The sequence below is a fragment of the Blastococcus sp. CCUG 61487 genome (genome assembly GCF_005222955.1).
Taxonomy (GTDB): domain Bacteria; phylum Actinomycetota; class Actinomycetes; order Mycobacteriales; family Geodermatophilaceae; genus Blastococcus.
The window spans coordinates 1-24506 of sequence record NZ_LWUA01000222.1; the positions used below are offsets into that span (position 1 = coordinate 1).

The 24506-nt window shown below is 66.9% G+C and carries 23 protein-coding genes; 3 read left to right on the plus strand and 20 right to left on the minus strand.

What is annotated here, in order from left to right; all coding sequences use genetic code 11:
* From A6V29_RS11305 to A6V29_RS11345, 9 genes are all read right to left on the minus strand, one after another.
* Positions 1–435: IS3 family transposase (locus tag A6V29_RS11305; RefSeq protein ID WP_170977834.1), on the minus strand; the 435-nt coding region annotated here is incomplete at its 3' end.
* On the minus strand, positions 432–722 hold the full coding sequence (locus tag A6V29_RS11310) for a transposase (RefSeq protein WP_137160382.1): 291 nt from the start codon (positions 720–722) through the stop codon (positions 432–434). The genes A6V29_RS11310 and A6V29_RS11305, both read right to left, overlap by 4 nt.
* 88 nt (positions 723–810) lie before the next feature.
* The gene (locus tag A6V29_RS22165) at positions 811–1977 is read right to left on the minus strand and encodes a glycosyltransferase (protein WP_502700084.1); all 1167 of its coding nucleotides are present in this window, start codon (positions 1975–1977) and stop codon (positions 811–813) included.
* Between the two features lie 21 nt (positions 1978–1998).
* Positions 1999–3462 carry a tyrosine-protein kinase domain-containing protein gene (locus tag A6V29_RS11320; RefSeq protein WP_137160384.1) on the minus strand — a complete coding sequence of 488 codons (1464 nt, stop codon included), beginning with the start codon at positions 3460–3462 and terminating at the stop codon, positions 1999–2001.
* 286 nt (positions 3463–3748) lie between these two features.
* On the minus strand, positions 3749–5194 hold the full coding sequence (locus A6V29_RS11325; protein WP_137160385.1) for an O-antigen ligase family protein: 1446 nt from the start codon (positions 5192–5194) through the stop codon (positions 3749–3751).
* Between the two features lie 302 nt (positions 5195–5496).
* Positions 5497–6648, minus strand: a complete 1152-nt coding sequence (locus A6V29_RS11330; RefSeq protein ID WP_137160386.1) for a glycosyltransferase family 4 protein — start codon at positions 6646–6648, stop codon at positions 5497–5499.
* Complete coding sequence (locus A6V29_RS11335) at positions 6645–7793, minus strand: glycosyltransferase family 4 protein (protein ID WP_137160387.1); 1149 nt, start codon at positions 7791–7793, stop codon at positions 6645–6647. Before A6V29_RS11335 ends, A6V29_RS11330 begins: the two co-directional genes overlap by 4 nt.
* Positions 7794–7835: 42 nt before the next feature.
* On the minus strand, positions 7836–8615 hold the full coding sequence (locus A6V29_RS11340) for an FkbM family methyltransferase (RefSeq protein ID WP_249933174.1): 780 nt from the start codon (positions 8613–8615) through the stop codon (positions 7836–7838).
* A gap of 56 nt (positions 8616–8671) precedes the next feature.
* Positions 8672–9949, minus strand: coding sequence for a lipopolysaccharide biosynthesis protein (locus A6V29_RS11345; protein ID WP_137160389.1), 1278 nt, complete (start codon positions 9947–9949; stop codon positions 8672–8674).
* 64 nt (positions 9950–10013) lie between these two features.
* Here A6V29_RS11345 and A6V29_RS11350 point away from each other — a divergent pair, with 64 nt between their 5' ends.
* Together A6V29_RS11350 and A6V29_RS11355 are read left to right on the plus strand one after the other, a co-directional pair.
* Positions 10014–10850: a glycosyltransferase family 2 protein gene (locus A6V29_RS11350; protein ID WP_212719275.1), complete on the plus strand. Its 837-nt coding sequence runs from the start codon at positions 10014–10016 to the stop codon at positions 10848–10850.
* A gap of 967 nt (positions 10851–11817) precedes the next feature.
* Positions 11818–12375 carry a hypothetical protein gene (locus A6V29_RS11355; protein WP_137160391.1) on the plus strand — a complete coding sequence of 186 codons (558 nt, stop codon included), beginning with the start codon at positions 11818–11820 and terminating at the stop codon, positions 12373–12375.
* A gap of 92 nt (positions 12376–12467) precedes the next feature.
* Here A6V29_RS11355 and A6V29_RS20940 read toward each other — a convergent pair whose 3' ends face one another.
* The 8 genes from A6V29_RS20940 to A6V29_RS11390 form a co-directional block, all read right to left on the minus strand.
* Positions 12468–12623: a hypothetical protein gene (locus tag A6V29_RS20940; RefSeq protein ID WP_170977837.1), complete on the minus strand. Its 156-nt coding sequence runs from the start codon at positions 12621–12623 to the stop codon at positions 12468–12470.
* A 4-nt stretch (positions 12624–12627) separates the two neighbouring features.
* Complete coding sequence (locus A6V29_RS11360; RefSeq protein ID WP_212719278.1) at positions 12628–13830, minus strand: glycosyltransferase family 2 protein; 1203 nt, start codon at positions 13828–13830, stop codon at positions 12628–12630.
* 114 nt (positions 13831–13944) lie between these two features.
* A complete protein-coding gene (locus A6V29_RS11365) occupies positions 13945–15018 on the minus strand; it encodes a GNAT family N-acetyltransferase (RefSeq protein WP_137160393.1) in 1074 nt (357 codons plus the stop codon).
* Between the two features lie 116 nt (positions 15019–15134).
* On the minus strand, positions 15135–16175 hold the full coding sequence (gene nrfD, locus A6V29_RS11370) for an NrfD/PsrC family molybdoenzyme membrane anchor subunit (protein WP_137160394.1): 1041 nt from the start codon (positions 16173–16175) through the stop codon (positions 15135–15137).
* A complete protein-coding gene (locus A6V29_RS11375; protein WP_137160395.1) occupies positions 16172–17227 on the minus strand; it encodes a 4Fe-4S dicluster domain-containing protein in 1056 nt (351 codons plus the stop codon). The genes nrfD and A6V29_RS11375 overlap by 4 nt, the downstream gene beginning before the upstream one ends.
* A 118-nt stretch (positions 17228–17345) precedes the next feature.
* Entirely contained in the window at positions 17346–20057 is a 2712-nt protein-coding gene (gene fdh / locus A6V29_RS11380) for a formate dehydrogenase (protein ID WP_137160396.1), read from the minus strand.
* Positions 20058–20069: 12 nt separating this feature from the next.
* Positions 20070–20633, minus strand: a complete 564-nt coding sequence (locus A6V29_RS22170; RefSeq protein WP_137160397.1) for a dehydrogenase — start codon at positions 20631–20633, stop codon at positions 20070–20072.
* 52 nt (positions 20634–20685) lie between these two features.
* A complete protein-coding gene (locus tag A6V29_RS11390; protein WP_137160398.1) occupies positions 20686–20898 on the minus strand; it encodes a hypothetical protein in 213 nt (70 codons plus the stop codon).
* Positions 20899–21060: 162 nt separating this feature from the next.
* On the opposite strand from A6V29_RS11390, the gene A6V29_RS11395 reads away from it, so the two are divergent.
* A complete protein-coding gene (locus A6V29_RS11395; protein WP_137160399.1) occupies positions 21061–21861 on the plus strand; it encodes an SGNH/GDSL hydrolase family protein in 801 nt (266 codons plus the stop codon).
* Positions 21862–21899: 38 nt separating this feature from the next.
* Here A6V29_RS11395 and A6V29_RS11400 read toward each other — a convergent pair whose 3' ends face one another.
* From A6V29_RS11400 to A6V29_RS11405, 3 genes are all read right to left on the minus strand, one after another.
* Entirely contained in the window at positions 21900–23003 is a 1104-nt protein-coding gene (locus A6V29_RS11400; protein ID WP_212719281.1) for a Fic family protein, read from the minus strand.
* A 493-nt stretch (positions 23004–23496) separates the two neighbouring features.
* On the minus strand, positions 23497–23625 hold the full coding sequence (locus A6V29_RS21935) for a hypothetical protein (protein ID WP_283956358.1): 129 nt from the start codon (positions 23623–23625) through the stop codon (positions 23497–23499).
* Positions 23626–23793: 168 nt separating this feature from the next.
* Complete coding sequence (locus tag A6V29_RS11405) at positions 23794–24402, minus strand: hypothetical protein (RefSeq protein WP_137160401.1); 609 nt, start codon at positions 24400–24402, stop codon at positions 23794–23796.
* Between the last annotated feature and the right edge of the window lie 104 nt (positions 24403–24506).

Here is a 24506-nt window from a genome sequence, read left to right on the forward strand (position 1 = left end):
CTCGTGGCGCTCGATGTCGGCGACCCAGAGCCGGTCCAGCTCGGTGGCGGCGAACTGCCGGCCGACCAGGTCCGGCGCCGGCGCGTGACCGGCGGCCTGCCGGGTCGTCTTCTGGCCGCGGCGGCGCCGGTGCACTCCCTCGATACCGCCCACGCTCATCAGCCGGGCGACCCGCTTGCGCGCCCAGTCGTGCCCGCGGTCGCGGATCTCGGCAGTCAGCCGGCGAGCGCCGTAGACGCGCCGATGCTCGGTCCAGGCGGTGTGCAGCTCGTCGATGGCGTACGCCTCGGCCAGCTCGGCCTCAGTGGGTCCGCCGCGCCGGGCGGCCCAGGCGTAGAAGGCAGTCTTGCTGACACCGAGCACTCGGCAGAGACGGCGCACGCCGTAGGTGGTCTTCTCCGCGGCGATGAAGGCGAACGTCTCGCCTCGGCTCACCGCCCCGTCTCCTTGGCGAAGAAGACCGCGGCTTTTTTCAAGATCTCCTTCTCGAGCTCCAGCTCGGCCACCCGCCGCCGCAACCGGGCCAACTCGGCCCGCTCATCGGCGCTGACCGGACCACCCGGCGCGGCACGTTGGGCCCGCATCGCGGCGACCCAGTTCCGCAACGTCTCGTGGTTGACGTCGAGCTCGCGGGCGACCTCGCGCACGCCCCGCCCGCCATCGAGCACCAACGCCGCCGCCTGCCGCCGGAACTCCTCCGGGTACTTGCTGACTCTCCCCAACCGGGGCCTCCTTCCTGGCTACTGCCAAGTCTGGAGGTGTCCGGCCCGCTGGGGTCACTTCAGCAGCACCTCCAAATGGAGCGAATTTCTAGGAATGCCACTTGCGCCGGCCAGCATGTCCCGCCCCACTCAAGCTGGTCACAACACGCCTTAGCTCGTCATGAAAATGGGCGGGCGCCCATTTAGAGGCATGCGCACGAATGGCCGAGCGATCCCAGCTACGCGTCTCGACTTGGTCCAGTGCGGCGCGTAGAGCCAAGGTCGACGTACTGTCCACCAGGACGGTGGAGGCAGGCGACGAGGTTTCCACATATCCGCCAGCCCTTAGGGCCACTGCTGGAGTGCCGAACGCGTAACACTCCACCGGCGTCAGGCCAAAGTCTTCATCGCCAACTGCGACTAGCGCTCGGGCGCTGGCATATAGCCACCGCAACTGGGCATCACTAACCCCGACCAACCGGATGACATTCGGAGAGTCGCTTGCTTCGCCACCTACTTGCACAAGCTTGCGGGAGCCGCCGGCGAAAGCCGCCGCGATTTCCCGCGACCGTTTGTAGCCCCGCCTGCGGCTCACCGTCAGATAGAAGCCGGGCTCCAAATTGGGCACGGGTTCCTGCCTACCGTCGGGATCGAGACCACGCGGCGGATGAACCACGGTACTATCGAGACCATACAGCCGCGCAACACGGCGCGCTACATTCTTGGAATTCGTCAGGTAACGCGTACTAGAGTGTGCCGCTCGCACGTCCCATCGCCGCAGCGGGCTTAGGGAGCCAGAGATCGCTGACCGCAACCAGCGTGGCGCGCCTTGAAAGTAGGCCTCAGGCTGATAAAGCCATCGAGCAGTGTTATGACAGTAAACAACCTTCTCGCCGCGCGTTCGAACACCGTGACTCCAGCCCGAAGAGCTACATAGCACAACATCTGCATCTATCACGCCCAGCGATCTGATTGCGAGTGGAAGCAGCGGCAAAGCGAGTCGGACATCCCCACGCCAAGCAAGTAGCCGGGATAGCCAACGAACATCCCGCACATCGAACTCAGCGAACTCCTTGAACGTTGCCGCTGGGAGATACGCGGTTGTGTAGAGCGTCGCCTCGGGGAACGCCCTCATCATGTCTAAGGCAACGCGCTCTGCGCCTCCCCGCTGGGTTAGGTAATCGTGAGCAATTGCGACTTTCATTGTCATTCGAGCCCCAGATTCCAAAGGGGGAGCAGGCGGCTTACAATCAGCGCCACGAGACCGTCGCTCCATGCGCGAGTCCCCAGCCAGGGCTCACGTGTCCGGCCCGCTGCTTGGAGTGGATGCTGAAACTTGTGCCGCAGCGTACTCGTAGCCGTACTCGGATCCGTATCCGTCGGCCAGATACGTCTTTGGTGGCACAAAATTCAAGACCACGCCGAGGATGCGCGCGCCAACCGCCTGCAGAGTCGACGCCGCCTGCTGCAACTGCTCGCGGCGGGTGCTGCCATACCGTACGGAGAGAACTACGCCATCCATGAATACCGCCATGCCAGCAGCATCCGCCACGGGGAGAAGTGGCGGGGCGTCAACCAGCACAAACTCATTGTCGGCACGCAACTTCTCGATCAAGCCCATCATTTGCTTAGAAGCCAGGAGCTCCCCAGGATTGGGTGGGGTTGGACCTGCCGCGATCACCTCGAAGTTCTCGCGGTAGCTTTGCGTAACATCCCGAAGCTCCGCTGAGCCAGCCAGGACGTTGGTGAGTCCCGCACCCCCCACGAGGCCAAGGTATCGAGTGACTTTCGGACGCCGAAGATCGGCCTCAAGAACTGTCACTCGTTGGCCAGCACTGGCCAGGGCAAGAGCCAAGTTCACTACCAGCGTGGTCTTCCCCTCGGAAGGAACCGCACTTGAAACCATTATTACCTTCGGCGGCTGATCCACGCTTAAGAACTGCAGATTCGTTCGAAGTTGACGAAAGTCCTCGGCGGTGCGATGATTGTTCAGTTTATCAAAGAGGTGGGTCCCGCTCAGCCCATCCGCCCGAAGCACAGTGCCAATAATTGGCGCGCCGACGAGTTCGACCGTCTCATCACGACTCCGAACAGTCCGGTCGAGTCTGGCGCGGAGTATGGCGAGTGCAGCGCCCAGTAGCGAGCCGACGAGGATACCGACCACTGAATTTTGGAAAGTGTTCGGCGAGCTGGGCGCCGCAGGCACATCTGGGGTCTTGGTGACCGTGACGTCCACCAGAGAGGATCCATCATCGTTCGCCGTCTCGAGTTCTTGCACGAAGTCGGTGAAGGTGACGCCAATTTCCTCGGCGATTGCCGCCGCCCTCTCTGGAGATGGATCCGCGACGTCGACCTCGATCAGCACCGTGTCCGTCAAAGCAGTTGCAGTGATGCGACTGGCGAGCAGCTCTGGCGAATACGCAAGGTCCAGGCGGTCGATCACCCGGCGAGCTACTTCGTCTCCTGCAATCAGTCTCGCGTAGGAGGTCACACGAGCCTGAGAGAACTGGCTTCCAGTGAGCACGTCCGCGGTAGATGCAGCCTCCCGCGTGGACACGAACAACTGGGTGTGAGCCGTGTACAGCGGCGTCTGGAGTTGGCTGACAAGAAAAGCCGCTCCCCCGGCAGTCATCAGACCCACAAGAGGGAGCCACCAGGCACGTTTCAGTGCACCGAGGATGTCTTTCAGATCCACGATTCCCCGTTCCTTTGACGAGCGGGGCGCGCCCGACTCGTCCCAACCTGGCTCCTCGTCGAACATCGGGCGCAATGTCGCCAACGCCCGCTCGCTGACACCGCCTCCGACGGCAGATGCCTAGCGGGGGAGTCTAGGACCACAGTGCGGTCAAGCCGCAGCCAAAGATACGTCACATCGGATCGGCCCACCCCACTTGGGGGACACGCAATCACTCCGCGAGGTGATTCTGTTCCGACCTCATGCCACGGTGGCCGCCAAGGCAGATGCGTCTGGGCCACCTTTGCAGACGCCCAGGGAATCCTGATACCAAGCCTCGTCGGTTCATTCGGCGAGTTCACAAGCTTCCTGCTCACTGGTGCCTCGACTGCGCCGTGCTGCTCGGGCTTCCGCGGCGCAGCTTCATCTCCTGTTCGTGCTCGCCAGGTCTCGAGACACCAGTCAAGCCGGCAACAGCGATCCAGAAATAGAGCGACAGGTTCGAAGCGGTGAGCGGACCGCTCAAGTCGAAGAATAGGAAAGCAGCGACGACGGCGAAGAGCGTTATCGAAGTCACCGCGCGCGCCCCTTCCGCCTGCTGCAGCGACCTCAGGCCTACGGCTGTGGCTTTCAGCATAATTACCAGGAACAGCAACAGCCCGACTAATCCGGTTTCGAGCGTCCTTTGCAGGTAGCCGTTATCGATGTTTGCTGACGTCTGTCCCGAAGACAGACCGCTCGCCTGCCCGGCAGTTCCTAAGCCGTCCCCTAGAGGATTGGATACTATCGCCGCACCCAATGCGGGTAGGAGCGACGATCGCGCTTGAAAAGATTCGTCGTCAGCGAGTTCGCCGATGTCATAACGCTCCTCACCACCCGAACTCGCTGCAACTAGGCGGGGAAGAGTGACGACCGAGACGGCTAGGACGACTATGACCGCGATCGCTACGGCCCGGCCTTTCGAGCGGTGGAATGGAAGCGTTGCGGCTAAGGCGACGGGTACTGCGAACAGGGCAGTGCGAACGCCCGACAGCGCGAGACCAAACACCACGATCGACAGCCCTGCCATCACCCATACACGGGTTGCGACGGCAAGGCGGCCTTTCACCAGGATTACAACTAGCGCGATGGCTGAGAGACTCAAGAAGGCTGCGAATGTCCCCGGAGATTCCGCGGGCCCAAAAATCCTGAACTCACCCGGTCTAGGCAGACCGAAGCTGATCAGTACATCCTGCCTTGCTCTAAGCCAGGCCAAGTCCCAAGCCGGAGGAGCAACCCATTGCACAACCCCATACAGCGCGACAACCGGACCCAGCGCGTAGAGGCTTCGGATCATAAATCGCGCGACGTCTCCCATCCACCGACTCTGTAGCATAGCGAGCGCGGCAGCAAAAGGGAGCCCCTGGGTTACCAGCGCGAATAGCGCAGCCGGAAGACCTCCCTGTGCGACTCCGTTAACTGCTGAAACGGCGAGCCAGCCTGCGAACCACCAAAATGCCGGCGGTGAGCGATCGGGCTGTCGCAAAGCAGCAATAACCACCGGCAATAACATCACTGCTGACAAGAGGATTAGGGGATCGTTGGGAGTATATGCGTCCTCTCCGCCCGCCAATCTTCGCAATAGCGCGACGAAAGGAATGATCAAAACCGTCACTTTGATTGGCGTTTGAGCTGAGCTTCCGCTTAGCGCAACAAACAGGCCAATACCGATCACGACGATGGTGGTTGCACTTACAAAAGGAACAGCTAACGCTAGCCCGGTGGACATAACCAGCAGGGCTATGACATAGGGAGCCGAAACGGCATTCAATGTCGCCAACAGCCGGGGCGGTCCGTCCAGACCACGTCTCGCCGTCCTGGCCCGTCGGCCTGGACTCACGATCTCACGGTACCGCACAGACGAAGGTTAGCAGTCGGCCTTCGTCCGGGTGTGGCGAGGAATCTGGCGGAATCGGACCAGGGCCCGTGGCGGCTAGGCAGTTTGCGCCCGGCGAGACCTAAGAGACGCCGCCTCGAGTTCGGTGTCTGTTTACCTCCCGGCTCCAGGGTGGCTCTCAAGGCGCACCAATGGGTTTCGCCCTTCGCCTCTGCACGCCATAAGAGTCGCCTCCAGCCTCCCCGTCAGGTGAGCGACCGATACAGCTCCTCGATCTTGGGGACGATGCGCGCCACGGCATAAGCAGCTCCCGCTTCCATACCAGCCGCGGCCAGCCGTTCCCTACTTTCGGGACTAACCGCGAGCCATGACAGAATGCGAGCCAACTCATGGGTGTCTCCTGGCGGGTACAGGAGGCCCGTAACGCCGTCGTCGATGATCTCCAATGGACCGCCCGCCGCGGTTGCCACCACCGGAAGCCTATGGGCCATGCCTTGCACGACCACCTGACCAAACGGCTCTGGAACGATTGAACAGTGCACAAGAACGTCCAGGGAGGCGAGAGCCGCCGAGACGTCCTCCCGGAAACCGCAGAACTCAACCTTGAAGGCGTCCAACGCGCGCGCCCGCTCCTTCAACTCGGCCGCGTAGCGTTCGTCGCCGGGAAACATCGCTTCCCCGATGATGGAGACTCGTTCCACTAGGTTGGGATCAACTTCATCGAGGGCCTTAAGAAGAACGTCCTGGCCCTTCCAGGGTGCCAATCGTCCTAAGATGCCCACCGAGATAGGCCGCTGGTCGTCCGCGACCTTTGGCCCCCCTCTGGGGACCTCAGTGGGGAGATCAATGGGTGAATATATCACGACCACTCTGCGCCGTTTCGAGATCCGCGAGCCAAGTGTCTCAGCCGTGGCCTCACTATTCGCAATCACCGCGGTAGAACCAAGGAAGATCAGCAGCCTTATGAATCTCGCCAGCCAGGCGGACATGTAATCCGTGGATAAGCGGTCTCTCAGGTGCCATACGAGGGGCTTGGCCGTCCGCATATTGGCTAGTGTGGTTACCACACCTGCCTTCAACGAGTTTGCATGCAGGATATCGGGGTCGTGCTGCCTTATCCAGGCCGCGACACCTCTAACATGCGAGAGCAGGCTGAGCGTTGCCTTTACCAAGGCGATCGGGTTTGCATTGAACGAACGAGACACGTCGGCCGGAGTCGCCGGGCCAGGGAGCACAACGACGGACGCGCGCGTCTCCGAAAGTCGGCGCACCAAGGGGCCTTCTTCCCACAGCAGCACAACCGGGTCGATGCTAGTCGGGAGTCCACGAACCGTCCGGAGCAGAGCAAGCTCGCCGCCAGAGAGCTTCGCTGTATGGTTGACGTAGCCGACCTTCACGAAGAGATCACGCCAGGATTGCGCTTCAGGACGTCTTGATAGACCTGGGCTAGCCTTTCCGCAGTAGCGGCGCTCGAGAAGCTACCGAGCGCTGCACGAATCTCGGCGATGCGGTCGCTCTTTGCTCGCGCTCGATCGGCCAGTGCAGTCAGAATCGCTTCGCTCAACTGATCGTCGCGGTTAGCTTGCACCAGTTGTCCTCCCGCTCGCGGCACGAAGTCATCCGGCCCTCCCGGACCCGTCGCAACCACCGGGACGCCCATTGCTAGAGCTTCCAGAACGGTTACGCCGAAGGGCTCGGGTCGCGTGGAGCAGTGGACAACCACATCGCAGCCACCCATGAGTGCAACAGCGTCGTCTCTATGGCCGAGGACTCTGACAACGTGCTCAAGGCGCCTTGCGCGGATTGTCTCACGAAGCGCCGCGCCGGTCGACCCCACTTGCTGGTAGAACTCGCCCCCCACGATTACGACTTTGGCTTCAGGAATCGACGCAAGCACGGACGGTATTGCCCGCAATAGCACGTCATGCCCCTTCCAGGCGTCGAGGCGGCCAAACATTCCGATGACCGGCGTATCAGCCGGCCAGCCCAAGTGAGAACGGATGTCTTCTGTCGCTGGCAGGTCATCGAAGTCGATTCCGTTGGGCACTACGGCGGAGGATGCTCGCCACACTTTCGCGTAGGCCTTCGACATATACGTAGAAGGAACCACAACGCAGGCCTTGGGGGTTATGCGTATGAGACCTTGTATACCTGTGGAAGTGCGACTGCGCAGGGGTGCGTCATGCAGATGCATCACCGCCGGCACCTTCGCCCAAGCTGCGGCCAAGCCTCCGATAACCGACATGCTTTCTCCGACGGTATGGACCACATCTGGGCGCACTTCGACGATGAGCTCACGAACCCGTCGAATTGCGCCGATTGCTTGAGGCACGTCACGCAAGTGGGTGAAGGGCTTCAGGAGCCGAACGTCGACCGGAGTGTCTAGCAGGTCCTTCGTGAATGGCCCATTTGCCAGGTGGGCCACCACTGGCGCGATGTTGTAGCGAGGAAGCTCCCGCAGATTGCTGAGGAGCACAACTTCCCCGCCGGCCTTATGCCCCCCGGAGTGGACAAAAAGAATTTTGATTGGACGCATGCTCATCGTGGTTCCTTTCCCTTCTCCGGATGGTTGCCACGGTGACGTCTAGGTTTCAGATGAGTCGTCGACTGCCTCGCCTCCCTGCGCATGAACGCCTGCGCGTTCATCGTCGCAGAAATCAGCCACAGCTTCGAACAGATAGTCATGGTGCGTCATCTGCCGTCGAAGCCGCATCCGGGGAGTCAGCAGCTCAAGCACCGCATCAGGGGTATCGGTCTCCACTAGGAGTAGCTCCGGGCAGTGTCGGGACAAGTCAAGCCCACTGAGGACGGCCAGTTCGGCTCCTTCGACGTCCACGGAGATCAAATTCGGTCGACCAAGCCCAGATTCGTCAATCAGTTCGGACATGGTCGCGGTCGGCACTACCACTTCCCGGCGCTTCACGCCCTGCAACCGTCTGCGTTCCTGCGCGGCGCCCTGGAGTCCTTCCGCCACAGACGTAAGGTTCGAGTCTATTATCTTGATCGTTGGGGGACCCCCCGGGCCCACCAAGGCGCGATTGAAGACGATCGACCTCGACCGCGTACGGCGACAGGCGGCAGCTAGGCGCGGGAGGGGCTCAACCAACACGCCCGTCCAGCCCAAGTGGCGCTCCAAGTACCAGGTGTTGCTCTGGTTGTATCCGTCGTTTGCACCGACCTCTAGGAAGACTCCAGGGCTCCGAGCGGCCTCCCGAACCAGGTTCTTGTCAAGCTCGTAAAGTGCGGGCCAGCTGAACCTCGTGGATCCGATTCGCTCGGAAAGCCTGACCCGTGCGATTTTTAGTTCTCGTTTCAACGTCTCTGGTGTAGCTCGCCTTAGGGCCCGTCTAAGCAAGGTAGGCACCCTTCCGATTTGGGGATGTAGAGGCGTCGCTCCTCAGCCGCACCCGCGTTACCGCGTTAGCGAATCAGCTTAGCTAAGGTCTTCGCGTCGGCCACTCGCGGGACAAGGCAGGTCACGGGCCTGACCCCCGCGGCGCGTCTGAGCTGAACGAGCGCGACGGCGAGCCCCGCCGCGTAAGATAAGAGACTCGCTACCGCAGCGCCGTTGCCGCCGATCCATAGCGCTAGAGGAGGTAAGGCGATCAGCGATGGCACAAGGGCCGCGATCTGGTTCACGACTTGGCGACCCGGGAGACCCAGCGCCACAAGGCCGGCGTTGATGACCGAAGTCAAGCCGGCGGGTATGGCAGCCACCGCCAGGATTTGAATCATCAACACAGCAGGCTGGAAATCGTCTCCGAACACAAGGGGCACAGCCCATGGAGCGACGCAGGCCGTCACGACAGCCATCGCCGCACCGCATATCGCTACGAGTCTGCATGACCTTGCTATCAGACTGACATCCCTCGCCCCTGCCGCCTCGGCGAGGAGTAGCTGTCGAAGTGCTCCGATCATGGTTTGCGGCACTTCGGCGACCGCAACCGCGATAGCATAGAACGCGAGCTGCGGCGGGGTGACGAGTAAGACTAGTAGCGCTTGGTCCAGTCGGAGTACGAGAAAGCCGGATAGCGAGCCAGACCAGGTTCGGAGGCTGAAAGGCAAGAACGTGGTGAGCTGCGATAGCCGTGGCCACCCTCCCTTATAGGGCAGGCCCCAAAAAAGCAATAGTCCGCTAAGAAGCCCCGTGCCCCACGTGGAAAGCGCCGCCGTGAAGACGGTGAGACTATCCGCAGCGACTAGTACTAGGATCAATGCTAGGCGCAGGACGGGCGACAGCCACCGTTCGGTATAGACCAAACGCGTGTTGCCTAGTCCAAGATGGGCGCCCCTGGCCGCCCCCGTGGCGAGGGCCACAGGCAGAGTGGCGGCCAAAAGTGTCAGCAGGGATACCTGGGCCGGATAGCGCGCAAGAAATATCGGCGCAACCACGACGAGTACTGCAAAGCCAAGAATGCCGGAAATTGTCGCGGCAGCTAGGGCAGTCCGGACGTGATGCTCTACATCCAGTCCGCTCCTTGAGCGGGCAGCGAAGTAAGTGGCGGCTTCCGAAGTTCCGAAAGTGAAAATGACGACAGCTAGGCTGAGGGGCGTCACAACCGCCGCTAGCTCACCTCTGCCAACCGGACCAAGCGCTCGGGCGAGGATCGGCGATGTGGCGAGCGCCACCAGTGGAAGCGCAAGCGATGAAAGAGCCGTACCCCGCACCAGGCGAGCAGTCGAACCTCGCTTCGACACTCACCCCACCCATCGGCGCAGCCACCGTGTCAACAAGTCAAGTGGTAACTGTAGCATGCTCTGTATGCGACAGGTTCCGGTGTCGGCCATCCTGCTTACACGCAACGAAGAGGCGCTGCTGCCGAGGTGTCTACACAACTTGCGGTGGGCCAAGGAAGTCATCGTGGTTGATTCGGGAAGCACCGATCGAACGATGGAGATCGCAGCGGAGTTCGGTGCTCGCGTGATCGAGCAGGAGTGGCTGGGGTTTCCGCAGCAGCGAAATTTCGGGGCCAAGCACGCCAATCACGATTGGATCTTCTATGTGGACGTTGACGAGGTCGCGGACGCAACGCTGACGGACTCGATTGCGCGGGCGGTCCAGGGCGGGCGTGCGGAGGTGAACATGTACGCAGTCGACCGCAGAAATGAGTTTCTCGGCACAGTCCTACCCAATGTGCAACGCAAGAGTGAGCGCATTGGCCGAGTCAGGCTCTATAACAAGCACCAAGCCCACTGGGACGAGTCGATGATTGTGCATGAGAAAGTCGTCGGTACCGGACCGAAGGTTCTTCTCCCAGGGGTCCTAATTCACTGGCGAACCCAGAGCTTGCGCGAACTGTTCGAGAGATTGAACAGCTATGCCGATCTAGAAGTGCAGCCGCTTCTCTCCCAGTCGCCATACCGACTCTTGGCTCAGGCGACTTTCAAGCCGGTCGCTAGGTTCTTATGGCTCTACATCGTGAAGCGAGAGTTCACGCAAGGGCCCCGGGGTCTAATTCATGCACTGCTCCGTAGTTACGCCGAGTTTGTACAGTACAGTCGTGCGTGGGAAGCCGTCGCGGTCGGTAGTGCGCCTATACATCCGCCCGGATTCGAGCCTCCGGCGGTTATCGTTGATGACGGAAAGCCCCTGCCGTAGAGTTGGCGTCGAAGCATCTAGAGCCACCTCGCCATCCCGGCATCGTCGTAGTCCTAACACGCAGGGGCCGCAGGCCGGTAAGTAGAGAAGAAGCCACCTCGCATGGCTGCCTCTAGAACCACAGAATCGGGTGTGGGGTGGCAGGGCGACCTCGGGCCGGTCCGCACGGTGCGAGCCGGGTATCGCGCCCTAGGCTCGATGGAGATTTGCAACTGACGCCTGCGACGGTGATCGCCGCGACGTTGTGCTGGCGGTGCGGCTTCGGACAGCGAGTGAGCTGCCGAGGATTCGGCTGACTCCTCACCTGTGGTGCTTCGGCTTCTAATGAGTCCCTGGCTACGGCCCGCCGGCCGACTGATGCCTGTCGCGGCGGCCTGCCGTGTGCTCGGCCTCTCCAAACACGGCGTCGACATTCGGCGGCCGCCCCAGTCAGTCAGCGCGACTTGAACGATGCGCACCTAGATGGGCCGCATCGGCATCCACCACGACGACCCGCTATTCGGCTGCCGCTTCATCACCGACGAACACGCCGACCAGGGTGTGCGAGTCTTTCGCACCCGGATAACGTCGGGGCTGGCGAGCTCCGGCTGGTCGTCCATGCATCTGCACTGGCTTCCACCACTCTGGGGCGACTGTGACGGGCGTGCTGGCGTGCTACCGACACGCTCCGGCTTCAGGGGGGCTGGAGTGACGCGGCTCCTAGTCTTCACTCATGCCTTGTCCCACGTGTGGGGCGACGGACGAACGCACACAGATCCTTCCCGGTTACTGGCGGTGCGATGCGGTCGTCGGCGCCGACGAACTGGTGAGCGCGCCCTCCGGTGCCCACGCACCCGACGGTCCCGGGCCGTCGGAGGGGACCCGCTGCGGCGCGGTCTACTCTCAGCAACGGGGCGACGACGGCGGTCCGGCCCACTGCCGCTGCGGGGACCCTGCGATCGGTGAGTGCACCGAGTGCAGCCACCCGGTGTGCGCCGACCACTCCGACCTGTGGCTGGGCTGGCGGGTCTGCGACCGCGACCTGGCCAACGCCCGCCTCCGGGCCCGCCGGGCCGCCGCCGAGGAGGAGCGCCGGCGCGAGCAGGAGGCCGCCGCCGCCGAGGCCGAGCGCGAGCGGCAGCGCACCACGCTGCTCGAGCTCGCCGAGGAAGACTCCGCCTGGCTGCTCTACGTCCACGACGGCCCGCGCACTGACCAGGAGATCCGCTCCGCCGTCCACACCCTCCGCGGCCTGACCGCTGAGGAGTCCACCGCGCTCTGGCTGCACGTCCTCCCCCACGCCTCCGAGCCGGAGACCCGACGTCAGGGTCTCACCAGGCTCGCCGGCTGGGCGTTCGAGGGGGCGGACTACCACGGCCGCTCCTGGTTCCTGACCCGCAAGGGCGATTGGTACCGCAGCGGCTCGTACGGCGCCACGGCCACTGAAGGCGACCGCTGGAAGAAGGTGCGCTTCGACGACGTCGAGAAGCGCGCCGTCATCGACGAGCTGGCCTGGCAGAAGCGGGTCGACAGCGGCCTGAGCTGACCGCGCCGGCCGGGCTCCGTCGTCGTCGGCACCCGACCCGTCACGGACGGGCTTTCCGGGAGGCGTCGGCACCGACGCCTCCCGGACAAGGATCAGCCCTGCTTGCGGGGGACGATGCGCATCAGCGCGGTGCCCGCGGCGATCATCGCGAATGCCGCCAGGACCAGCCACAGGCTGCCGAAGCCGGTGTAGGCGAGCACACCTCCGGTGCCACCAGCCGCGAGCGAGGCAGACGGGTTGTCGTACATGTCGTTACCACCTCCTCTCACGTCGGAGTGGCGCATCGGCATAGGCGCGCGCGTGCACGATCTGGAGGAAGAGGTCGTAGAGCAGCTCGTACATGAAGCCGGCGGCGAGCATGTGCCTCCATCCCCGGTCGCGAATCGTCACGACACGTTCCAGGACGAAGATCCCGGTGATCGCCAGCCAGAACGGCTGCACGCCGATCCCGCCGGCCGCGACCAGGCTGATGCCGAGGCTGCTCAGGTACAGGAAGGTCACCAGCACGCCGGCCAGGGTGAGCAGCTGCCGCCCCCAGTACCGCCACGTGATGCGGGTCAGCCCGTACTGCACGCAGTTCTCCACCGCGCCGCGCTTCCAGCGCAGCCGCTGCGACCACAGGTCCCGCCACGTCGGCATGACCTCGGTGACCAGCGTGCACTCCTTGGGGCTGAGCACCGAGTAGCCGAGATGCAGGATCGCGAAGGTCAGCTCGTTGTCCTCGGTGAGCACGGAGGTGTCGTAGATGCCGCCCTGCCCGTCACCACGCGGGAGCCGGCCGTCGCGGCGCGCCTCCGAGACCCGGCGCAGGGTCGCGGCGCGGAACATCGCGGCCGTGCCGGTGACCACCAGGCACTTGCCCTTCAGCCGCCGGACGTCGCGGGCGTAGCGCGCGTACTCGTTGCGCTGCAGGTGGCCGATCAGCCCGCCACCCGCCTCACCGCGGAACGTCCCGCCCACGGCGCCCATCGATTCGTCGCCGAGCACGTGACGCGCGGCAGCGGCGATGAACTCCGGGTCCAGTCGGGAGTCGGCGTCCTGCACGAGCAGCAGGTCGTCGTCCGCCGCGTCCGGCACCAGCACCGTGCCGGCGGTGCGCCGCTGCGGGCCGCGGCGGAGGGTCTGCCGCCGGTCCCGGCGCTCCCGCCGCTCGCACCCCGCGTGCCAGGAGACCTCGCTGCGCTGCTCCCCCGTGCGCTGGTCCGCCGTCCGGCGGTCGCCGTCGGCCTTCCGGCGGAACCGCAGCCGCCACGCCTGGTTGAGCGCGCCGGCCTTCTTGTCCCGGTTGCCGACGGTCTCGAACACCTCGGCGCCGGCGGCGCGGGCGAGGGCCGCGGTGTCATCGGAGCAGTTGTCCGCCACCACGACGACGCGGTCCGGCAGCAGCGTCTGCCTGCGCAGCCCGGCGAGGGTGTCGGTGATCCGATCGCCCTCGTCGTGCGCCGGGACGAGCACGGTGACCCGCGCGGACGTCGTCGCGTCCTGCGGTCGGTGCGTGCGCGAGGCGGTGGCCGGCCTGGCCGGGCCCAGGAGAGCGGGCTGGTCACCCGTTCAGGCGACGGGTTGTCATCACGAACGGTGACGGGATGGCGCTCTCTGCCCGGCGCGCACCGCCGCCAGCGAGGTGACCGCGCGGCCCGCCACTCCGCTGCCGATGAGCACGCTCAGCAGAGCGCGCTGCTCCGGATAGAGGCGGTTGACGAAGCCGTTGTCCGGCGTCGCGCACGAATCCATCTGGTGCACGTCGGCCGCGGAGTGGAAGAGGTCGAAGTTCTCCACCTCCAGCTGCAGGCCGGGTGAGAGCGCGGCGACCTTCTCGTCGTAGGCGATCAGGTAGCAGAACATCGTGCTGCGGGTCACCAGGTTCAGCTTCATCGCCAGGGTGTGGGCACCCGACTGCAGGCTCCAGAGCTGCAGCTGGCCGCGACGCCGGAACGCGTCCGCCACCTGCCGCAGGAACGCGGCGTCCCAGGTGGTGGCGAGGAAGGCTCGGCCCTCGCGCCCCTTCCAGCCCGACGCCTCGAGCACCAGGAACTCCTCCAGCGCCGCCGGGTCGTCCGAGCGGTCGAGTACCCGGAGCACCTCGCCGGTCTCCCGCTCGAACGCCCGGCGCTTCCGGGACAGCCGCCGCAGGTTGGAGTGCCCCTCGAGGTACGTCGGGTCCGCCCGCCGGACCGCCCAGCCGCGGGTGTACCGCTCGACCTGCACCCGCGCCGGATCCACACCGCGCAGCAGGGCACGGGTGAACGCGTCGTCCGCATCGAGGTAGTGCAGCCGCAGCCAGCGCGCGGCCCGGCGCTCGGACAGGTGCGCGAGGAGGTGGTCGGCCGCCTCCGATTCGCAGCCAGGGGCCACCAGTGGCTGGCCGAAGAAGACGTGGGGCCAGCGGTTGCGCAGGCCGCCCACCACCGGCAGCGTCAGCAGCCGGCGGGACGGCACCAGCGGGATCAGCCAGCCGAGCTCGCCGTCGTTCTCCCCGACGAGCAGCCGCATGCCGCGTGCGCTCGGCAGATGCGTTGCTGCCGCCCGCAGGAAGTCCGCGCTGTAGAACGGGTTCTCCGCCGTCGCGACGTCTTCCAGCGCTCGCCATCGCGCGGCGAAGGCGGTGTCGGTCTCGCCGACCGACACCACCCGAGACTGCACCGGACCTCCCGCTCCGCGCCGCTGACCGCGGGGAGCGTGGCACTCGCGTGCCCGATGCACCAGACAGTTGGCCACGCCAACGTGTTCGACGGGGGCCGCGCGGGCGCCCGGCGTCGTCAGCGGGTGATGGTGGAGGCGTGCTCGTGGGTGCCGGCGGCCAGCCGCTCGCGCTGCGGGACGACGGTGTACTTCGGGTCGCGCGCGCTGGCCATACCGGCCTCGTAGACGCCGAAGCGGGTGAGCAGCGAACCGGCCGCAAGCAGCGCGCCCGACGCGATCGCGCCCAGCCGGGTACGCCCGCCGACGACCGCCAGCCCCAGCCCCGAGGCGGTGGACGCCCGGGCCGCCCGCATCAGCGTGCCGGCCTTGCCCTCGTGGTACGGCTCGGCGGCCAGCTCGTCGCTGCCCTCCACCGTGCGCAGCGCGGCCAGCTCGATGCCGGCCCCGAGGATCGCCATCTTGCGGGCCGGCTCGGACTCGTCGGTCGGCGTGAACACCAGGCACAGCCCGCCACCGGCGGCCATCGCCGAGCCCGCGAACACGTACGGCAGCCTGGTGGAGAAGTCGCGCCACGACGGGACGGCGGTGTTCGCGAACAGCACCGCCGTGTAGGTCGCCATCGGCGGGCCGAACAGCCCGGCCACGAACCCGCCGAACCGCTTCAGCCGCGGGAACCAGCCCAGCAGCTCCACGGCCGCCGTCGCCCCCGCCGCTGCGCTGAACGGCGCCAGGATGTAGGAGCCCACCGACAGCGCCGACGTCGGCTTCATCACCCGCAGCATGTGCAGGAAGCGCTCCGGGCGGCCGAGGTCGTGGATCAGCCACCCGACCGAGGAGACCGCCGACCCGCCGGCGATCAGCCGCCCGGCCCGCGTCAGCGCCGGCCGGCCGCTCAGGTCGCCCAGCGCCGCGAGCACCGCCGACGTGCCGGCCGCGCCGCCGAGGAACAGGTACAGCGGGACGTCGGGGGTCTTCCACACCGGCGCCTTGATGATCGGCCGGTCGTAGTAGGAGGTGAACTCGGCGTCGTCGACCATCGACTGCTCGCCGACGGCCCGCCGGCCGCTGCGCCGTCGCCTGCCGTCGCCCTTCTTCTTGCCGACCCAGCCGTCGGCCCGGCGCCAGCCCGCCCCCGGGGTCACCAGCCCTTCGGTCACCGTGGCCTCCGGGAGCCGAGGACGGCGGTCAGTGCGACCCCGACGATCATCACGGCGGCCTTCCCGGCGGCCCGCCACATCGCGGGCAGGTCGCGGGCGGGGACGATCGGGTCCGGCGGCAGGCCGTAGACCTCGGGCTCGTCCAGCAGCAGGAAGAACGCCCCGTTACCGCCGACGCCGTCGTTCTCGTCGCGGCCGTACAGCCGCGCCGTCTCCACGCCCTGCTCCTTGAGCGTCGCCAGCCGCGCGTCGGCCCGGGCCTGCAACTCGTCGAGGTCGCCGAACTGGATCGACTGGGTGGGGCAGGCGGTGGCGCACGCCGGCTGCAGCCCGTCGGTCAGCCGGTCGTAGCACATCGTGCACTTGAAGACCCGGCCGTCGCCCTCGCGCTGGTCGATGACCCCGTACGGGCACGAGGGCACGCAGTAGCCGCAGCCGTTGCAGATGTCCTGCTGGACGACCACGGTGCCGTACTCGGTGCGGAACAGCGCCCCGGTCGGGCAGGCGTCCAGGCACCCGGCGTGCGTGCAGTGCTTGCAGACGTCGGAGCTCATCAGCCACCGGATCTCCCGGTCGGCCGAGTGCCCGGTCTGCGGGTCGAACTCGGTCAGCGCCTCGGCGTTGAGCACGCTCTGCTGCGCGCTCGCCAGGCTGTCGTCCTGCCGGGTGTCGATGCCCAGGTCCCGCCGCTGCGCCCCGGGCAGGCCGACCTGCGGCATCGGCAGGTCGACGGTGCGCGACTGCTCGATGAACGCCACGTGCCGCCAGGTGTTCGCGCCGAGCTGGCCGGTGTTGTCGTAGGACATGCCCGACAGGCCGAGGGCGTCGCGGTTGCCGTGCGCGTCGTCCATCGGGAGGGTGTTCCACTCCTTGCAGGCGACCTCGCAAGCCTTGCAGCCGATGCACACCGAGGTGTCGGTGAAGAACCCGACCCGCTTCGGGTGGCCCTCGTCGTAGCCGGCCTCGGAGGTGACGTCGGGCAGCGGCCCGAACAGCCGGTTCTCGGGGTCGTTGCCCGTGAAGGCGGGGCTGGCCGAACTGATCATCGCCATCTCGGCCTCCTGGCCCTCATCCCGCCGTCCTCCCTCACCGTTTCGGGACCTCCCTCGCCGTCGACCGGGAGGGAGGAGCCGGAACGATCAGGGAGGCTGATCATCACCGCGGCCGGCGTCATGGGGCCTCCACCGCGGTGCTCTCCACCGCGACCCGGCCGCCCGTGGGCATCAGCCCGCTCGGCATGCCGGCCCGCTGCCGGTACTCCTCGAGGAACTGCACCAGCTCCGGCCCGCGCGGGCGCCGGCCCGGGCGAATGTCGCAGGTCGCGGCCTTGCTCTCCTGGATGTGCACGTTGGAGTCCATGACCACGCCGAGCAGGTCGTTGGCGGAGTCACCGGTCGCTATCCCGCCCTCGCCCCAGTGGTACGGGATGCCGATCTGGTGCACGACCCGCCCGCCGCCGAGCTTCAGCGGGCGCATCCGCTCGGTCACCAGCACCCGGGCCTCCACCGCGGCCCGGCCGGTCACGACGGTCGCCCAGCCGCCGTTCTCCAGCCCGCGCTCCTCGGCCAGCTGGGGGCTGACCTCCACGAAGAACTCCGGCTGCAGCTCGGCGAGGTAGGGCAGGAAGCGGCTCATGCCGCCGGCGGTGTGGTGCTCGGTGAGCCGGTAGGTGGTGAACACGTACGGGAAGACGTCGCTGGCCGCGTCGTTCTTGCGGTTGTACGGCGCGTGCAGCACCTCCCGCGCGGGATTGGCCTGTACGCCGTACAGCGGGTTCAGCACCGGCGACTCGGCCGGCTCGTAGTGCGTCGGCAGCGGCCCGTCGGTCATCCCCTTGGGTGCGAACAGCCACGCCTTGCCGTCGCTCTGCATGATGAACGGGTCGGCGCCGCCGATCGCGGCCTGGGCCTTGGCACCGTCCGGCGGCACGTAGCTCGGCGGCTTGGTTGCCTCGAAGTCGGGGACGTCACCCGTCGAGGTCCACCGCCCGGCGTCCTCGTCCCACCAGACGTACTTCTTCCGCTCGCTCCACGGCTTGCCCTCCGGGTCGGCCGAGGCACGGTTGTAGAGGATCCGGCGGTTGGCCGGCCACGCCCAGCCCCACTCGGAGGCGACCTCGTTCATCTCGTGGCGAGGCTTGCGACGGCGGGCCTGGTTGACCTCGTCGGCGTAGACCCCGGTGTAGATCCAGCAGCCACCGCTGGTCGACCCGTCGTCCTTCATCTCGTTGAAGGTCGACAGCAGCTTCCCGTCGGGCCCGAAGCCGTTGATCTCGCGCAGCACGGCGTCGGCGCTCGGCTCGTCCCACGGCCCGTGCGTCGGGTAGTCCCAGGTGAGGTCCAGCAGCGGGCGGTCCCGCCGGTCGGTGGAGTCCTTGAGCTTCTCGCGGAGCATCCGGCCCAGGTGGAAGTAGAACCACAGGTCGCTGCGGGCATCGCCCGGCGGGTCGACGGCCTTGTCCCGCCACTGCAGCATCCGCTGGGTCTGGGTGAACGTGCCCTCCTTCTCCGCGTACGAGGCGGCGGGCATGAAGAAGACCTCGGTGGCGATCTGGTCGGTGACCAGCTCGCCGGTCGCGATCTCCGGGGCGTCCTTCCAGAAGGTGGCCGACTCGATGAACTGCAGGTCGCGGACGACGAGCCACTCGAGGTTGGCCAGCCCGAACCGCTGCATCCGGCCGTTGGCGTGCCCGACCGACGGGTTCTCACCGACGAGGAAGTAGCCGGGGACCTTGCCCTCGATCATGTCGCTGACCGTGCGGTAGGAGCTGTGGTCGCCGTTGATCCGCGGCAGGTAGTCGAAGGCGAAGTCGTTCTCCGGCGTCGCCGCGTCGCCCCACCACGCCTTGAGCAGGCTGACCATGTACGCCCGCTTGTTCCCCCAGAAGCCGCCGGCGCCCTCGGACTCCGCGACGTACTCGTCGAGGTTGCTGTGCTGGTCGGCGTGCGGCATCGGCAGGTAGCCGGGCAGCAGGTTGAACAGCGTCGGGATGTCGGTGGAGCCCTGGATGCTCGCGTGCCCGCGCAGCGCCAGGATCCCGCCGCCCGGCCGGCCCATGTTGCCCAGCAGCGCCTGCAGCAGCGACGCCGTCCGGATGTACTGCGCACCCACGGTGTGCTGCGTCCAGCCGACCGAGTACACCCACGCCGTCGTCCGCTCGCGGCCGCTGTTCGCCGTGACCCACTCGGCGACCTTGAGGAACACCTCCGGCTCGATGCCGCAGACCTCGGCCACCATCTCCGGGGTGTACCGGGAGTAGTGCCGCTTGAGCACCTGGAAGACCGACCGGGGGTGCTGCAGCGTCTCGTCCCGCTTGGGCTTGGCCCCCAGCGACGGCCCGCCCGACCCGGCGGCGTGCGCCTGGTCGGCCCGCTTCACCGACTCCTGCTGGGAGAGCTCCTCCTGCTCGTGACCCTCGGCCGGCTGGTCCCGGGACTCCGTGCCCGGCTCCATCTCGAACTGCCAGGTCTCCTGGTCGTAGTGCCCCTTCTCGGGGTCGTAGCCGGAGAACAGTCCGTCGAGGTCCTCGGGGCCCTGGAAGTCCTCGCGCACGATCGCCGGGGCGTTGGTGTAGGCGACCACGTACTCCTTGAAGTACAGGTCGTTGTCCAGGACGTACTTGATCAGCCCGCCGAGGAAGGCGATGTCACTGCCGGCGCGCAGCGGCACGTGCAGGTCGGCGATCGCGCTGGTGCGGGTGAACCGCGGGTCGATGTGGATGACCTTCGCGCCGCGCGCCTTGGCCTCGCTCACCCACTGGAACCCCACCGGGTGGCACTCGGCCATGTTGGAGCCCTCGATGACGATGCAATCCGCATTCGCCAGGTCCTGCTGCGTGCCCGTGGCGCCGCCACGTCCGAACGAGGTGCCCAGACCGGGCACCGTGGAGGAGTGCTATATCCGGGCCTGGTTCTCGATCTGGATCGCGCCCAGGGCGCTGTAGAGCTTCTTCATGAGGTAGTTCTCCTCGTTGTCGAGGGTCGCCCCTCCGAGGCTCGCTATCCCCATGGTTCTTCCGAGCCGCCGGCCCTGCCCATCGGCGGACTGCCAGGTCTTGCGGCGTGCGTCGAGGACGCGGTCGGCGATCATCTCCATCGCCGTGTCGAGGTCGAGGTCCTCCCACTCGGTCCCGTAGGGACGGCGGTACTTGACCGTGGTGACCCGGGTCGGGCTGGTGACCAACTGCTTGCTGGCGCTGCCCTTGGGGCACAGCCGGCCGCGGTTGACCGGCGAATCCGGATTGCCCTCGATCTGGACGATCTGCTCGTCCTTCACGTAGATGTTCTGCGCGCAGCCGACGGCGCAGTACGGGCAGACGCTCTTGACCACGCGGTCGGCGGTGGCGGTGCGCGAGACGGTCGCCTCGGTCGCCTTGCTGCGCGCGGCGGCGCCGCGTCCGAGCGGATCGGAGCCGGTGAGCTGGCGGTACACCGGCCAGCTGTCGAGCCAGGTCTTCACCCTGTGAACTGTGCCACTGGCCGCAGGGTTCGCAACCCGGGTCGGCGGACGCTCAGACCCGGCGGCCGTCCTCGGTGCGGCGCTTGGCGCCGCAGTCGCGGCACAGGTCGTGGGTCCGGGGGGCGGGGTCCCAGCGCGGGTTGATCCTGGCGACGCCGCGCCGGACGGCCTGCGACCGCATCGCGACGACGTTCCCGCTGCCGCAGATGCCGCAGGGCTCGCTGCTGACGCCGATGGCGGTCGCCCGCCGGAGCCGCACCTCCATGGCCGCATCCTGGCAGGGGAGATGCGGGCCGCGGTACCGGTTTCGGCGCTGTGACCTGGATCTTCGCGCTGTGGTCGCGATCGGCGCGATATCGGACCGAGCGGTACCGTTCCACACGTGGCACGACGGCCAGACCGACCGGGGTTCTTCCGGAGCCTGCCGATGCCGAGCCGGACCGAGGGCCTCGTCGTCCTGGCGATCCTCCTGGTGATGGCGATCGCCGTCGGCGTCTCCGCGTGGGTGGCGAGCAACCGGACCCCGCCGTCGTTCGACCCGCCCGCCGCCGCGGCGCAGGACTCACCCGAGGAGCCCGCTGACCGGCCGGTCCTCGCCTTCTACGGCGACTTCCTCACCTCGGGCACCGAGTACGGCGGCCTCGGGCCGGCCGGCTGGCCCGCGCTGGTCAGCGAGCGCCTCGACGCCGTCTCCACTCCGCTGCACGCCGTGCCGGAGGCCGGCTACGTGGCCGGTGCCACCACGGGCTCCGCCTTCCCGGCGCTCGTCGAGCGCTTCCCGGAGCCCGACGCCGACGTGACCATCGTGTTCGGCAGTCGCAACGACTACGTGGCGTCCCCGCAGCAGATCACCGCCGCGGCGACCCGCACCATCGAGGCGATCCTCGCCGCCGCCCCGGACACCCAGGTGGTGGTGATCGGACCGGCGTGGACCGACGTCGTCGTCCCGCCGGAGCTGCCGCGGGTGCGCGACGCCGTCCAGCTGGCCGCCTACGTCGCGGGGGCAACGTGGGTGGACCCGCTCAGCGAGCGCTGGTTCTTCGACGACGCGGGGCTGATCGCCACCGACGCGATCAGCCCGACCGACGCCGGGCACGTGTTCATGGCCGACCAGATCGAGCCGGTGCTGCGCGCCCTGCTCGAAGGGGACGCCGGCGCGACGGCGGGCAGCACCGCCGGTCCGACGGCCGGCTCGACCGCGGGGACGACGGCCCGTCCGACGTCCTGACATCCCTGATCGGCAGCATCGAACGAAGGCGAGTCGCGTCAGGTGAGTTGGCGGGCCGTCAAGACCTCGACCACAGCGGGCGCCTCGAAGAGACGGCCGTACGGGCGGCCCGTTCGTTCGCGCAAGATGCCGAGGCCCACAAGGCGGGCTACCGCCTTGTTGACCGTCTGAAAAGTGCTGTCCAGCCGCGCCGCCGTCCGCGAGACGTCGATGTACGGGTAGGCGATGAGGGACTCCGCCAGATCCCGGACGAGGCCCACCGCACCTTCATCTCGCAGGGTCTGGGCGTAGCCCTCCTGGACGCGAAGGAGACGGTCCACCCGGATGGCAGTGTCCAGAGCGGAGTTCTCGATTCCCTCCGCGAAAAATCTGATCCACCCATCCCAATCACCGCTGGCACTGACCTCGAGCAGGCGGTCCTGGTACTCGCGGCGCCGCTGCTCGAACCACGGCGAGATGCTCAGGAGCGGATCCTCCAGGGCCGCGTCCTGGATGAGCTGCAGGACCACGAGCAGGCGGCCGATCCGTCCGTTGCCATCGTTGAAGGGGTGCAGTGCTTCGAACTGGTAATGCGCCATTGCCGCGGCCACCACAGGGTCACGTCGCGCGGCTCGTGACGTGTTCATCCAGTCCAACAGGTCGCGCAACGAACGCTCCAACTCCGGGCCAGGTGGAGGAGGCACGTAGCGCGCCGTTTCGATGCTGCCGCCCGCTTCACCGATGGCGACCTGGATGGTCCTGACATGACCGGCGTGCTCGGTATCAGCCGGGGTACCGCGTGCCAGGCGCCCCTGCATGTCTTCCACCATGGCTACACCGAGCGGCCGCCCGTCAGCCAGCTCCGCGAAGGCGAACTCGGCCGTCTGGACGTAGTTCAACACCTCGGCCAGCTCGAGCGACAACTTCCCCTCGTCCAGCGCGTCCACCGCGAGCACGTCTTCCAGCGGAGCGAAGGTCCCTTCGAGCGCTGACGTGCTCTGCGCCTCCCGGCGCAGCGTCGGGCGTCGCAGCAGTCCCGGCTGAGGTATCTGACGGCCGGCCTGGAGCAAGCGGCCCAAGGCATGCCCGGCGCGACTGACCGCCCGCCAGGTGTCGCCTGAGAGGACAGGATCGTCTGCTAGCGGATCTGGGATGAACGCCACGTGGTCGTACTCCCGGCCGGTGCGGCCGTCGGTGCCACGGACAGGCTCGAGGTGTCCGACAGGGGAGGATGAAAAGCGATCCGCTTGCAACCGGAGCTCCTACGAGTTCACGTCGACGTCCATCTTCGGGCCAGAATTTCACATGATGACCCGCTCGACGTGAATTTCACCCTTGCAAGTTAACGCGGACGACCAAGCGCTCTGCGGCCGCCGACCATCTGACGTCTCGGCGGGCTGAGCTCCGCGAACTCAGCTGCTTGGCCTTGCACCGACGGCACCGCCGGTAGGTGCGGATTCACGGCTCGGGGGCGCATCTGGGAGGAAAGCGTCGTCGGAGCAACTCTCAGCGAGGAGCAAGAGCGCCGGGGTCGGTGCCGCGCGAACCGACGGTGGGCCTGGGTTCTGCGATCTCGTGGCCATCCGGCCCGGAACCGCCACGAGATCGCAGCAGTCACGAAAGATCGGACGGCGACCGGCAACCCTGCGGAGGGCGTCAGACCAGGACGTCGCCGTCGACGTCGAGCCCGAGCGCGGCGGCGCCCGCGGCCGCGACCAGCCAGAAGCCGATCGAGAGGTAGCGGCGGACGGTGTCCCGCTGGTGCGCGTGCTGCGTGATCTCCATGGCCTCCCCCTTCGTCGTGCCGAAGACCCGAACCTAGGGCTCCCGCCCGCGGCATGACGGGCCTGCGAGGCGGGTGGGACGCGATGAGGCGCATGTGACGAGCCGCCCGGTGGCCGTCATGTGCAGACGTCCACCGGGCGGCTCGCGGTCAGGCCGTGGGCGCGAGGATCAGCGGTTGCCGCCGTCCCGCTGCGTGCCGGTGAACGTGAACTCGAAGGTGCTGCTCTGGTTCTGCAGCGCGTTCTGGTTCGTGTCCGGGAAGGAGACGGTGGCCAGCAGCCGGTCGACGACGCCGGCCTGGAGGCTGCGCGCCCCGGTCAGCGGCGAGTTCGCCACGATCGGGCCGTCGTACAGCTCGGTCGCCCCGCCGGAGCAGGTCCAGTTCTGACCCGACGCGCTCCACGGCGTCGCGCAGGTCTCCAGCTTCAGCTGCAGGCCGTTCACCTGATCCGTGTCGAGCAGGCTCGAGGTGGTGGCGCGGGACTCGAAGACCAGCGACGCCAGGTCGACCGAGCCGCCGTTGCGCAGGTCCATGGGGAACGAACCCGAGTCGCCCGGCAGCATCCCGAACGAGCTGTAGGGCACCGGCGCGGACGTGCCGGCGATCGAGACGTCGATCGAGAGGACGCCGGTGTCGGCGACGGCCTCGACCGCCTCGGTGCTGCTGGTGAACGCGCCGAAGGTCCCCAGGCCGGCCACGGCAGCCGCGGCGCCGACGACGGCGATGCTTCCGACGATCCTGCCGGCGCTGACCCGGCGAGCGGTGCTGGTGCTCATGGCGTGCGGTCTCCCTGGGCTGCGGAGCGGCTGGTCCGCTCCCTGCTCGCCGTCGACCATCGGCGCCGATCCGCAGGCCCGCCCCGAGGAAGCCGCAAGGGATC